The 12,297-nt window shown below is 75.2% G+C and carries 8 protein-coding genes; 1 reads left to right on the top strand and 7 read right to left on the bottom strand.

Going from position 1 to position 12,297, the window contains the following annotated elements:
• Window positions 1-23: 23 nt before the first annotated feature.
• From galE to R4Z62_RS12430, 4 genes are all read right to left on the bottom strand, one after another.
• On the bottom strand, window positions 24-1,004 hold the full coding sequence (gene galE / locus R4Z62_RS12445) for a UDP-glucose 4-epimerase GalE (protein WP_355477148.1): 981 nt from the start codon (window positions 1,002-1,004) through the stop codon (window positions 24-26).
• A gap of 67 nt (window positions 1,005-1,071) precedes the next feature.
• Complete coding sequence (locus tag R4Z62_RS12440) at window positions 1,072-2,694, bottom strand: glycosyltransferase family 2 protein (protein WP_064537457.1); 1,623 nt, start codon at window positions 2,692-2,694, stop codon at window positions 1,072-1,074.
• Between the two features lie 55 nt (window positions 2,695-2,749).
• Window positions 2,750-4,024, bottom strand: a complete 1,275-nt coding sequence (locus R4Z62_RS12435; protein ID WP_491519835.1) for a glycosyltransferase 87 family protein — start codon at window positions 4,022-4,024, stop codon at window positions 2,750-2,752.
• Window positions 4,025-4,168: 144 nt separating this feature from the next.
• Window positions 4,169-4,696, bottom strand: a complete 528-nt coding sequence (locus R4Z62_RS12430; RefSeq protein ID WP_491519834.1) for a MarR family winged helix-turn-helix transcriptional regulator — start codon at window positions 4,694-4,696, stop codon at window positions 4,169-4,171.
• 152 nt (window positions 4,697-4,848) lie between these two features.
• Between R4Z62_RS12430 and R4Z62_RS12425 the strand changes: the two genes are divergently transcribed.
• Window positions 4,849-5,262 carry an organic hydroperoxide resistance protein gene (locus R4Z62_RS12425; protein WP_064533409.1) on the top strand — a complete coding sequence of 138 codons (414 nt, stop codon included), beginning with the start codon at window positions 4,849-4,851 and terminating at the stop codon, window positions 5,260-5,262.
• A gap of 15 nt (window positions 5,263-5,277) precedes the next feature.
• On the opposite strand, the gene R4Z62_RS12420 is transcribed toward R4Z62_RS12425, so the two are convergent.
• Genes R4Z62_RS12420 through R4Z62_RS12410 form a run of 3 tightly spaced genes read right to left on the bottom strand, consistent with a single transcriptional unit; the run spans window position 5,278 to window position 12,139 of the window.
• Window positions 5,278-7,545, bottom strand: coding sequence for a bifunctional glycosyltransferase/CDP-glycerol:glycerophosphate glycerophosphotransferase (locus tag R4Z62_RS12420; protein WP_491519833.1), 2,268 nt, complete (start codon window positions 7,543-7,545; stop codon window positions 5,278-5,280).
• 8 nt (window positions 7,546-7,553) lie between these two features.
• The gene (locus tag R4Z62_RS12415; RefSeq protein ID WP_491519832.1) at window positions 7,554-9,797 is read right to left on the bottom strand and encodes a bifunctional glycosyltransferase family 2 protein/CDP-glycerol:glycerophosphate glycerophosphotransferase; all 2,244 of its coding nucleotides are present in this window, start codon (window positions 9,795-9,797) and stop codon (window positions 7,554-7,556) included.
• A 32-nt stretch (window positions 9,798-9,829) separates the two neighbouring features.
• Window positions 9,830-12,139 (bottom strand): bifunctional glycosyltransferase/CDP-glycerol:glycerophosphate glycerophosphotransferase, encoded by a 2,310-nt coding sequence (locus R4Z62_RS12410; protein WP_382849943.1) that lies wholly within the window; start codon window positions 12,137-12,139, stop codon window positions 9,830-9,832.
• Between the last annotated feature and the right edge of the window lie 158 nt (window positions 12,140-12,297).

The raw sequence follows: 12,297 nt of genomic DNA, 5'->3' as shown, positions 1-12,297 counted from the left end.
CCGGGCGGGCCGTGCCGCGACCGTCAGGCGCCGGCCGTCCCGGGGTGGTGGCGGACCCAGCCCGCCCAGGCGGACGTGATCATGTCCTGGACGTCGTGGCGGGCCTTCCAGCCGAGCGCGGCGGCGGCGCGGTCGGCGGAGGCGACGACACGGGCCGCGTCGCCGGGGCGGCGCGTGGTCACCACCGGGGCGCGGTGGTGACCGGTCACCGAGCCGATCGTGTCGATCATCTCGCGCACCGAGACGCCCTCGCCGCGCCCGATGTTCAGGGTCAGGTCGCGGCCGGGGGCGGCGCGCAGCGCGCGGGCCGTGGCGACATGGGCCTCGGCGAGGTCCACCACGTGGATGTAGTCGCGCACGCAGGTGCCGTCGCCGGTGGCGTAGTCGTCGCCGAAGATCTGCGGTGCCTCGCCCTCCGTCAGCTTCTCGAAGACCATGGGCACGAGGTTGTAGACGCCGGTGTCCGCCAGCTCGGGAGTGGCCGCGCCCGCCACGTTGAAGTAGCGCAGGGAGGCCGTGGCCGTCCCGCACGCCCGGCCCGTCGCGCGCACCAGCCACTCGCCGGCCAGCTTGGTCTCCCCGTACGGCGACAGGGGCGCGCACGGGGTCTCCTCGGTGACCAGGTCCACGTCCGGCATGCCGTAGACGGCCGCGGAGGAGGAGAAGACGAAGGCGTCCACCGGGGCCGCCGTCACGGCCTCCAGCAGGACGCGCAGGCCCTCCACGTTCTCCCGGTAGTAGTGCAGGGGCAGCTCGACGGACTCGCCGACCTGCTTCTTGCCCGCCAGGTGGACGACGCCGGTGATCCGGTGCCCGGCCAGGGTCCGCTTCAGCCGTTCGCCGTCCAGGGTGGAGCCGACGACCAGCGGGACACCGTCCGGCACGCGGTCGGCGATGCCCGTGGACAGGTCGTCGTAGACCACGGCCCGCTCGCCCGCTTCGGTCATCGCGCGAACGACATGGGCGCCGATGTAGCCGGCGCCTCCGGTGATCAGCCAGGTCATGGTGGGCGTCTCCTCGTCAGTTGGCCCGGGTGGTGCTGTGGTGCTCGGTACGTGAGAGGTGCGTGTCCTACCCGGCCCCCCGGCGCAGCAGCCGGCGGAGCCTGCCGCGCAGGATGGCCGCGGCACCGCGCCAGCCGGTCGCCAGGCGCAGGGCCAGCGCACCGGAGTGCGTGGCGTAGGGCTGGACCAGCAGGATGCCGAAGCGCAGGTTGGGCAGGACGGTCCGGCGCAGCAGCCCGGGACCGGCCCAGGCGTGCCCCGTCGTCTCGCGGGAGGTGCCGTCGGCGAAGCACACCCGCAGTTGCAGGTCCCAGGTGCCCGCGCCGAGCGCCGTCAGGTCCACGAACGTCTCGGCCCGCCAGGTGTCGCCGGTGTCCGGCCGGAGGGCGACCGTGGTGCGCTGCGCGGAGCGGCCCGCCTCGCGGTGCACCCACTCCACCTCCAGCGTCCGCGGGCCCGCCTGCGCCACCCCGCCGTACATCTCGTGCAGCCGGAGCCGCAGCAGGGTGGCGCCCCGCGCGCGGGGGCGCAGTGCCGCGTCCACGGCGAGCGGCAGCAGATGGGCCGGCCGCGTCAGGTAGGGCTCCAGGGTGAGCTGGGGCAGGTCCTCCGACCAGATGGGCACACCGTGCCGGTCCCGTACGTAGGGCGGGCACAGCCGCTCCGGGCGGGCGGCGAGCTCCTTCAGGCGCGGCAGGTCGCGCGGTTCGGGCGAGGCCAGGATCACCCGGGCGAGCAGCCGACCCGGCGCGGTCGGCTCGCTCGTCCAGTCGGCCGCGTCGTACCCCCGCAGATAGGCCCGGGTGTGCGTCCACCAGGCCCGCCGGTACCCGGCGTCGCGCAGGCTCAGCTCGCGTGCGTACATGCGCAGCTCGTGTTCGAGGAACTTGGCGCGGGCCGCCCGCGCCAGTTCCTTGCGCCCGGCGTTCAGCAGGATCTCGTACGCCTGCCGGGCGGCCTCGGCGCGCGCCTGCCAGTTCCGGATGTGCGCCCGGTCCAGTGAGATGGACAGCTGCTCCGCCTCCCGGCGCACGTGCCAGACGTACACCTGGTCGGGGACGAGGGCCACGCGCGGCGCCGCGGCCAGGACGCGGGCGGCGAAGACCAGGTCCTCGTAGGGGAAGCGGCCCTCCGGGAAGCGGACCGCGTGCTCCCGGAGGAAGTCGGTGCGGTACAGCTTGTTGACGCACAGCGTGTCGTGCACGAGGTCCGTCATCTCCGCGGGGCTGGTGAGGACCCGGCTGTGCGCGTACAGCTCCTCCTCCCAGGCCACCTCGAGACCGGAGGGCAGCTCGCGGCGTACGCACAGGCCGCCCGCGACCTCGGCGTGCTCCTGCTCCGCCGTGGTGAGCAGCGCGTCCACCGCGCCCGGCGGCAGGACGTCGTCGCTGTCCAGGAACATCAGATAGGGCGCGGTCACCGCGTCGATGCCGGTGTTGCGCGGGGTGCCGCAGCCGCCGCTGTTGGTCTCGTGGCGGATCACTCTCAGTCTCGGCTCCCCCTCCGCGAGGCGGACGAGCAGCTCGTAGGTGCCGTCCGTCGAGCAGTCGTCGACAGCGATCACCTCGCGGACCATGGGGCCCTGGACGAGTGCCGAACGAACCGCGTGCCCTATGCGGTCGACGTCGTTGTAGCCGATGACGACGACGCCCACATGGGCGGCCTGGTGCGGGTGGGGGTGCGGGTGCATGGAGTCCACGGCCCAATATCGTAGGTGCGGTCGGTAATCCCCCGTTAAGAGGAACTTAGCGTCCCGTGAGAGAGACGGTCGCCCTCCGTTCAGGTTCGACGTGCGGCACCGCTGCCTCCGTCGAGCGCCACAGCCGGACGAACGAGACTACCGTGGCGGCCGCCAGCAGGCCGTTGCGGGCCAGCATCAGCGCGCACCCGGCCCAGGTGGAGGCCTCCACCTGGCCGTAGAGCGTGGGATAGGCGACCGCGCTGACCAGGCAGGCCGGGGCGAGCAGGGCGGCGACGGGACGCTGGGTCGTGTGCCGTGAGGTGAGACACACCGCGGCGAGTCCGAGCAGCCAGATCATGTACTGCGGGCTGATCACCCGGCTGGTCACGGTGAACAGCAGGGTGGCGCTCAGCGCGGCGTCGCAGGGGGTGTCGGGGGCCCGGCGCCGGGCGCGCACGCGCCAGAGCAGCAGCGGCGCGAGGGCCGCGGCGGACAGCGCCAGGAAGACATGGGCCACGGTGGTGACGTACGGCCCGGTGAACTCCAGCGAGCCGTAGCGGTAGCGGACGACGCCCGGCCAGCCGGCGTGGGTCGCCAGGGCGAGCAGGGTGCCGCCGAACGACTCGATCTGCACCCCGCGCCCGCCCTGCCCGCGCAGGAAGGCCAGCGGGTTGCGGAACACCGCGGCGAGCACCAGCGCGGCGAGCGCGCCGGTCCCGGCCGCCCAGGTCCACGCCGAGCGGGTCGTACGGCCCCGGGGCGTGCCGAGCAGCACCAGCGCGGGCCACACCTTCATCAGCGCGCCCAGTGCGGCCAGCGCCCCGCAGGCGCGGGGGGAGCGGCGCAGGGCCAGCAGGGCGAGCACGGCGAAGGCGGTGACCTGGAGGTCGTAGCGGGCGAGCGGGACGTGCAGCAGCAGCGGCAGGCCCAGCGTCCAGTAGCGGGCGCCGCGCAGACTGCCGTCCGGCCGGGTGCCCTCGCGGGCCAGGGCCACCGCGATCACCGCGTCCGCGGCCAGGGCGAGCGCCACGAACGCCTGGAAGTACGTCAGCCAGGGCAGCAGCGCGGGGGAGAGCAGGACCGGTGCGGCGCCCGGCGGGTACTGCCAGAGCGGGTCGTGCGCGGGGAAGGCGCCGTGCGCCAGCACCAGGTACCAGTGGTGGTACAGCTTCCACACCTCGCGCGCCACGGCGCCGCCGCCCAGCGGGGGCAGCGTGTCGTGGGCGAGCAGGGTCAGTGTCGCCGCGCGCGTGAGGAGCCAGGCGGCCGCCAGGGCGAGGAGGCGGTGTCGCGTCGAGGCACGGGCCGGTGGCCGCGGCACGCTCCGGAAGGCACTCATCACCGCGGATCGTAGAACGCGCGAATGCCCTGTCCGTGCCGATACACGGCCACAGGCGGGTAAGAAGGCGGTAGGTGCGGTGAAACGGGTGTTCCGGGCCTGGGGGAGCGCGGCCTGCCGCGCCCGTCCGCCGGGGGCGGCGGCTCAGCCGCAGTGCGCGGTGCCCCCCGGGTCCGCCGCGCCGGCCGCGGGCCCGGACGGGCCCGGCACCGCCGAGTCCAGGGCGTCGGTGAGCCGGGCGAGGCGGACGTGCAGATCCTCGATCTCGTCCAGCCCCAGGCCGGTGGCCGCCATGATCCGGGGCGGCACGAGAGCCGCGCGCCCGCGCAGCGCGGTGCCCTCGGCGGTGAGCCGGACCCGGACCGACCGCTCGTCGTGCGCGCTGCGCTCCCGGGTCACCAGACCGGCCGCCTCCAGCCGCTTGAGCAGCGGGGAGAGGGTCCCGGAGTCGAGGCGCAGCCGCTCGCCCAGCTGTTTGACGGGGGTCTCGCCGCGCTCCCACAGCACCAGCATCACCAGGTACTGCGGATAGGTCAGGCCCAGGTCCTTCAGGAGCGAGCGGTAGACGCCGGTGAAGGCGCGCGAGGCGGCGTGCAGCGCGAAGCAGATCTGGTGGTCCAGGCGCAGCCACTCCTCGTCGGGGGCGGGGGGCCGCGGTACCTCGGTCGTCATGTGCCTCAGGGTACCCGAGGTACCTCGCGCGTCATTCAGTTGTGCACAACTTAATTGTGTGCTCTACTCATGGCGCAAGAACCGCGGGGACCGCAAGAACCGCAGGAACCGCGGAAACGCACACCGATGTCTTCCGAGAGGGCTGGATCGCCATGGACACGCTCTACACCGCCGTCGCCACCGCCACCCACGGCCGCGAGGGCCGCGCCTACAGCTCCGACGGCAAGCTGGACGTGCAGCTCGCCGCGCCCGTGGAGCTGGGCGGCGACGGACAGGGCACCAACCCGGAGCAGATGTTCGCCGCCGGCTACGCGGCCTGCTTCGCCGGCGCCCTCGCCGTCGTCGGCCGCCGGGCCAAGGTGGACGTGAGCGACGCCGCGGTCACCGGCGAGGTCGCCTTCGGCAAGCAGGGCGAGGGCTTCGCGCTCGCCGTCACCCTGCGCGTCGAGCTGCCCGACACCGTGGACGAGGCCACCGGCCGCGAACTGGTCGAGCAGGCCCACCAGGTGTGCCCCTACTCCAACGCCACCCGCGGCAACATCCCGGTCGACCTCGTCATCGAGTGACCCGGGCGCGCACGCTCAGGACGGTGCGAGCCGGTCGTGCCCGGACGCCTGCGCGGGCACCTGGGCGCCGCCGCCCGGCGCCGTCCGCGCGGTGGCCGGGGCGGACGCGGGCGGCGTCCAGTCCCGCTCGCCCAGCAGCAGCGTGCGCACCACCCGCTCCGCCGCCCAGCCGTCGTCGAACTCGCAGAACCGCGCCCGGAACGCCGCCCGCAGCCGCGCCGACTCCGCGTCCCGCCAGGTCCCCGACGCCAGCAGCCACGCCAGCTCGCGGTAGGAGCGCGCCACATGGCCCGGCGGCTCGGCCCGCACGTCGAAGTACACGCCCCGGCTCGCCGTGTACGCGTCGAAGTCGTCGGCGTGCACCACGATCGGCCGGTCCAGGTTGGCGTAGTCGAACATCAGGGCGGAGTAGTCGGTGACGAGCACATCGGCGGCGAGCAGCACGTCCTCCGCGTACGGCTCGTCCGTCGCGTCCACCAGCACCCCGCGCCGGTGCAGCTCGGCCAGGCCCAGACCGCGCGCCGGACCGGCCGCGAGCGACGGGTGCAGCCGGACCACGAGGGTGTGCCCCTCGCCCAGGTCGGCGGCGAGCCGGGCGGGATCGAACCGCTCGACGTGCCCGCCGCGCCGGTACTCGCGGCGGGTCGGCGCGTACAGCACCACGGTGTGGTCCGCCGGGACGCCGAGCCGGGCGCGCACCGCCGCCCCGGCGTCCGGCGCCGCGCCCACCAGGATGTCGTTGCGCGGGCTGCCGGTGCGCGCGGAGCCGAAGCGGCACGGGTAGGCCCGCTCCCACACCAGCTCGGAGTGGCGGTTGGCGACCAGGCTGTGGTCCCAGCGGTCGGCCCGGCGCAGCATGCCCGGGACGTCCACGCCGTGCCGGGCGCCGGGCTTGCCCAGCAGATCGGCCCCCATGTACTTCAGCGGCGTCCCCTGGTGCGTCTGGATGTGCACGCTGCCGGGCCGCTTGTCGGGGACGTCGGGCCAGTTGACGTTGTTGACGAAGTACGCGGCGCGCGCGGCGAGTTCCCGGAAGCGCGGACCGCCGGGCACGACGTACTCGGTGCCGGGCGGCAGCAGACCGGCGCGCCGGGCCCGCTCGGGGTCGCGCACCACCCACACCCCGCGCAGCTGCGGGGCGATCTCCCGGGCCCTGCGGTACACCGCGGCCGGGTCGCCGAGCACCCCGCGGTGCGAGAAGGCCGAGTACAGGACCAGGTCCTCGGCCTGCGGCCGGCGGGCGTGCAGCGCGCCCCAGCCGTCCTTGGCCCGGCGCGCCGCGACCCGGCGGACCTGCCGCGCCCGGCGGCCCGCCTCCCGCCGAGCCCGCGCGGCCTGCCGCCGCAGCGCGTACGCCGCGTACCCGCCCTCCAGGACCCGCAGTCCGTCGGGCACGGGCGCCCCGGCGGGCCGGTGCGCGGCGAACAGTTCGGCCGTGCGGCGGAAGAACTCCGCCTTGTCGGCCGGGGGCACCCGGTCCGGCTTGGCCAGGATGTCGAGGCAGTGCTCGCCCGCCTTGCGGTGCAGGTACGGCCGCCAGGACGCCAGGTCGGGCCGGTCGTCCAGATACGCGAACACCCGCTCGTACTGGTCGTGGATGTCGAAGTGCTTGCGGCTGGTGGTGGACAGGATGCTGCCCTGCCGGCGCTGCCGGTAGTTCAGGCAGATCCGGTCCAGCGCGGCGATCCGGTCCGCGGTGAGCAGCACCGGGAAGGTCCAGGGCGTGTCCTCGTAGTAGCCCGGCGGGAAGGCGAAGCCGTGCTTGTCGACGAAGTCGCGCCGGTACAGCTTGTTCCACACCACCATCAGCAGATCGAGGATCTCCGGGCGCTCGGCCGCCGTGAAGGTCCCCGCGCCGCCCGCCTCGGCCAGCACCCGCGCCAGGGCGTTGCGGCGCGTCCCGCCCCACCAGTAGGTGCGCGCGTAGTCGAAGACCAGCACGTCCGGGTCGTCGGTCTCGGCCAGCCGGTCCGCCATGGCGCGCAGCGCGCCCGGGGTGAGCGTGTCGTCGCTGTCGAGGAAGAAGAGGAAGTCGCCGGTGGCCCGCTCCGCCCCCGCGTTGCGGGCGCGGCCCAGACCGGCGTTCTCCGGCAGGTGCAGCACGCGCACGCGCGCGTCGCGCGCCGCGTACTCGTCGAGGATCGCGCCGGAGCCGTCCGGGGAGCAGTCGTCGACGGCGATCACCTCGATGTCCCGGAAGGACTGCCCGAGGACCGAGTCGAGGCACTCGCGCAGGAAGCCCTGCACCTGGAAACAGGGGACGATGATGCTGAAGCGGGGCACTGCTGTCGTCAGCTCCTCACGAACGGGGCGGCGGACCTCGGGAAGGGCACCGCGGCCGGGGCCGGGGTGCGCGCGGCGAGCGGGACCACGGGCGGCAGCGCCTCCTCCGGCTCGCCGAGGAACACCCGGCGCACCACCCGCTCGGCGGCCCGCCCGTCGTCGAAGGCACAGAACCGCTCACGGAACGCCGCCCGCAGCGCCGCCGACCGGGGCCCGGCGAACGCGCCGTCGCGGAAGAGGCCGACCAGCTCGCCGGGGGTGCGCGCCACCGGCCCCGGCGGGGTCTCCAGCAGGTCGAAGCAGACGCCCCGCGTCTCGCGGTACACCTCCCAGTCGTCGGCGTACACGACGACCGGGCGGTCCAGGACGGCGTAGTCGAACATGATCGACGAGTAGTCGGTGACCAGCGCGTCGGCGGCCAGGCACACCTCCTCCGTGGAGCGGTGCCCGGTCACGTCGATGACCCGGCCGCTGCCCGCGCGCCCGCCCCGGTCGTAGAAGTAGTGGGCGCGCAGCAGGACGACGACGTCGTCACCCGCCGCCGCGCAGAACTCCTCCAGGTCCAGGCCCGGTGCGAAGCCGGTGCGGTGGTCGCGGTGGGTGGGGGCGTACAGCACGGCCGTCGCGCCCTCGGGCACGCCCAGCGCGCGCCGGATCGCGGCCACCTCCCGCGCACCGGCCGTCAGCAGCAGGTCGTTGCGCGGATAGCCGTACTCCAGCGTCTCGTACGCGCCCGGGAAGGCCCGCTCCCACACCTCGGTGGAGTGCCGGTTGGCGGACAGGTTGTGGTCCCAGCGGTCCACCCGGCGCAGCAGCCGGGTGAAGCTGCCCGACTGCGCCGCGACCACCGGGTACACCGACTGGTCGCAGCCCATCGTCTTCAGCGGGGTGCCGTGCTGGGTCTGAAGGTGCACACTGCCGGGCCGTTTGACGACGGCGTCCGCGAAGTTGGCGTTGTTCACCAGGTACTTGGCGCGGGCCAGCACCTTCCAGTAGCGCGGGCTGCCGGTCACCGCGTGGTCGACACCTTCGGGCAGGGTGTGCTCCTGGCCCGGCTCGACCAGGAACACCCCCCGCAGATGCGGGGCGAGTTCGCGGGCCCTGGCGTGCAGCGCGGCCGGATTGCAGGCGTAGCCGCGCCCCCAGTACGCGCAGTACACGACGAGGCGCTCGTCGAGCGGCCGGCGCAGGTGCCAGCGGTAGCCGAGGCGGGCGCGCACCCGGCGCAGGGCAGCGGCGGCGGTACGGGCCGCCCGCGCGGCCCGTCCGGCGGGCCCGGCGGCGGCGCCCAGCGCGCGCAGCGCCGGGTGGGCGCCGGCGGCGAGCAGCCGGTGCGCCGCGCCCGCGGCGCCCGGGGGCGGCCGGAACCCGGCCGGGCGGTGCGCGCGGTACAGCGCGCGGGCGGCGCGCAGGAACGCCCGGCGGCGCCCGGCGGGCAGCCGCTCCGGATGCCGGGCCGTCGCCACCACCAGCTCCATGACGTGCGCGAACAGCGGCACGTACCGCTCGGCGGCCAGGCCCGCCTCCGTGGCCCGGACGAGCACCCGCTCCGACTGGTCGAGGAGGTCGAAGTGGTGCTCGCCCGGGAGTTCGAGCCGGCTGCCCTGGCGGCGCAGCAGATGCCGTACGACGCTCTCGCGCAGCACCGCGACCCGCTCGGCGGCGAGCACCGCGCGCACGCCCCAGCCGAGGTCGGTGTGGTGGCCGCAGGAGAAGGCGAGGCCGTGGACGCTCACGAAGGCCCGGCGGTGGACGGCGCTCCACGCGGGCAGCCCCGCCCCGGTCAGCCGGGGGGCGTCGGCGGGCGCGAAGACGCCGTCGGGCAGCTCTCCGTCCGCGTCCCCGGCCGGGGGCACCCGCTCGGCCGTCCCCTCCCACCAGGGCGTCCGCTCGTGCGCGCAGTACAGCACGTCGACGTCGCCGGTCTCGGCCAGCCGCCCGGCCAGCGCGGTCAGCGCGCCCGGCGCGAGCACGTCGTCGCCGTCCAGGAAGAGCAGATAGGAGCCGGTCGCCGCGGCCGTCCCCGCGTTGCGCGCGCCGCCGAGACCGGCGGACGGCGGCGAGTGCACCGGCCGCACCCGCGAGTCCCGGCGGGCGCGGTCGGCGGCCACGCCCGCGGCCGGGGCACCGGGCCCGTCACAGACCGGGATCAGCTCGAAGTCGCCGTAGGACTGGGCGAGGACGGAGTCCAGCGCCAGGGACAGCCTGCCCGCCACGCCGTGGGACGGGACGATGATGCTGAAGCGGGGCATCCTGCTCTCTCTCAGTGGCTCGCGTGGACGGCTCAGTGGCTCTCATGGACGGCCTGGGGGCCCGCGGGCGGCGGCACGGTGGCCAGCCGGGACCTGGCCCGGAGGGCCGCGGCCCGCGACGGCACCGGACGGCGCTCGGCGAGCGGCACGACGGGCGGCAGCCCGGCCGCCTCGTCCCGCTGCCCGAGCACCACATGGCGCACCACCCGCTCGGCGGCGCGCCCGTCGTCCAGCGGGCAGAACCGCTCCCGGAAGGCGGCCCGCAGCTGCGCGGAGCGGGAGCCGTGCCAGTGGCCGCCGGTGAGGATGTCGACGAGTTCGTCGGCGGTGCGGGCGACCGCGCCGGGCGGCTGGGCGCGCACGTCGAAGTAGGTGCCGCGGGCCGCCTCGTACGCCGCCCAGTCGTCGGCCAGCAGCACGATCGGGCGGTCGAGCACGGCGTAGTCGAACATGATCGACGAGTAGTCCGTGAGCAGGACGTCGGAGGCCAGGCACAGCTCCTCGACGCTCGGGTGCCCGCTGACGTCGACGACCCGGCCGCCCGCCGCCGGGGCCCGGTGCGCCGACGGGGCAGGGCCGCCGGTGAGCGGGGCCTCGGCCAGGTAGTGGGCGCGGGCCAGGACGACGAAGCGGGGGCCCAGCCGGTGCGCGAAGCGCTCCAGGTCCAGCGCGGGCCGCTGGGTGCGGCGGTAGTCGCGGTGGGTCGGCGCGTACAGCAGCGCCACCACGTCGTCCGGGATGCCCAGGGACGCGCGCAGCGCCGCCACGTCCGCCGAGGTCGCCCGCTGGAAGACGTCGTCGCGCGGGCAGCCGTACTCCAGCGTGGTGTACCGGCCCGGGTAGACGCGCTCCCAGGTCAGCGTGGTGTGCCGGTTGCCGGAGACGACGTAGTCCCACTTGTCGACGCCGCGCAGCAGCTCGGCGAAGTCCATGCCGCGGGCCGCCGCCGGGTGCTCCTGGAGGTCCAGGCCCATGTGCTTGAGCGGGGTGCCGTGCTGGGTCTGCACGAACACCTGGCCGCGCCGCTTGACCAGGCGGCGGTCGAAGTTGACGTTGTTGACCAGGTACTTGGAGCGGGCCAGCGCCGTCCAGTACGCGGCCGTGCCCGGGGTGAGCCGGCGGGTGCCGGGCGGGGTGCGGCCGTGGTGGCCGGGCCGGGCGATCCACGCGGTGCGGATGTGCGGCGCCAGCGCGCGGAACGCCGCCTCCAGCGCCCCCGGACTGCACCCGTGCCCGCGCCCCCAGTACGCGGCGAACACCGCACGGTCGGCGCGCACCGGCAGGCACAGCTGGATCCGGTAGTGCGCCTGGAGCAGGGCGGCGCGCAGTGCCCGCAGGCACCGCAGGCCGCCGCCTGCGACCCGGCGGCGCAGGGTCATCGCCAGCCGCAGCCCGCGGAAGACGCGGTGCAGGCCGAGCCGGACCAGGGCGTGCCGCAGCCGGGTCCGCGGGGCGAGGCGGGCCCCCGGGCAGCGGTGCCGGCGGTAGTACGTCCGGGCCAGGCGCAGGAACTCGGCGCGGCTGCCGCGCGGCAGCCGGCCGGGGCGGGTGAACACGGTGGTGAGGTGGTCGACCATGCGCCGGAACAGCACCGGCCGCCAGGCGGCCAGTTCGGGGCGCCGGTCCAGGAAGGCGAAGACCCGGTCGTACTGCGCGAAGACATCGAAGTGGCGGCGGCTCGTGGTGCCCAGGATGCTGCCCCGGCGCCGCTGCCGGTAGTGCACGCAGACCCGGTCCAGGGTCGCGATCGACCCGGCCGCCAGCAGCGCCGGGTACGTCCAGGGCGTGTCCTCGTAGTAGCCGTCCGGGAAGGCGAGTTCCTCGCGGCGCACGAAGTCGCGCCGGTACGCCTTGTTCCAGGCCACCATCAGCACCCGCAGCAGGTCGGGGCGGTCGGCCAGCCGGAAGGGCGCCGGACCCTCCTGGCACAGCAGGCCGCCGGCCGGATCGGGCACGGGCCGGCCGGTCCAGTCGGTGCGGGCGAAGCCGTAGACCAGGACGTCGGGCTCGCCGGTCTCCTTGAGCCGGGCGGCGATCGCCCACAGCGCCTCGGGGGTGAGGGTGTCGTCGCTGTCCAGGAAGAGCAGGTACTCGCCGGTGGCGCGGGCCATGCCCGCGTTGCGGGCGGCGCCCAGGCCCTGGTTCTCCGCCAGGTGGATCGCGCGCACGCGCGGGTCGCGGGCGGCGAACTCGTCGATGATCTCCCCGCAGGCGTCCGGCGAGCAGTCGTCCACGGCGATCAGTTCGAGGTCCATGAAGGACTGGGAGAGCACGGACTCCAGGCACGCGTGCAGATACGCCTGGACCCGGTACGCGGGGACGATGACACTGAACCTGGGCAACGGGACATCCAAGGGTCGCGCGGGCGGTCGGTGCTGCCGTGCCCGGAAACGGCCGATGGAGTGAATGGGTTACGGTTCGCTACGGCATATGGGGGACCGTGGGTGAACGGAAGAGGGCGGACCGGTGCCGGTCCGCCCCCTGCGCCGTACGCGGCCGC

It is taken from the genome of Streptomyces sp. PL-25 (assembly GCF_058344915.1).
Note: the sequence above shows the minus strand (reverse complement) of the source record. Positions and strands in the feature narration are given on the sequence as shown.

What these genes read in the sequence shown, in the direction of transcription:
- galE (WP_355477148.1), bottom strand. Translation starts at nt 1,004, where the DNA reads ATGACCTGGCTGATCACCGGAGGCGCCGGCTACATCGGCGCCCATGTC.
- R4Z62_RS12415 (WP_491519832.1), bottom strand. Translation starts at nt 9,797, where the DNA reads ATGCCCCGCTTCAGCATCATCGTCCCGTCCCACGGCGTGGCGGGCAGG.
- R4Z62_RS12430 (WP_491519834.1), bottom strand. Translation starts at nt 4,696, where the DNA reads ATGACGACCGAGGTACCGCGGCCCCCCGCCCCCGACGAGGAGTGGCTG.
- R4Z62_RS12440 (WP_064537457.1), bottom strand. Translation starts at nt 2,694, where the DNA reads ATGCACCCGCACCCCCACCCGCACCAGGCCGCCCATGTGGGCGTCGTC.
- R4Z62_RS12435 (WP_491519835.1), bottom strand. Translation starts at nt 4,024, where the DNA reads ATGAGTGCCTTCCGGAGCGTGCCGCGGCCACCGGCCCGTGCCTCGACG.
- R4Z62_RS12425 (WP_064533409.1), top strand. Translation starts at nt 4,849, where the DNA reads ATGGACACGCTCTACACCGCCGTCGCCACCGCCACCCACGGCCGCGAG.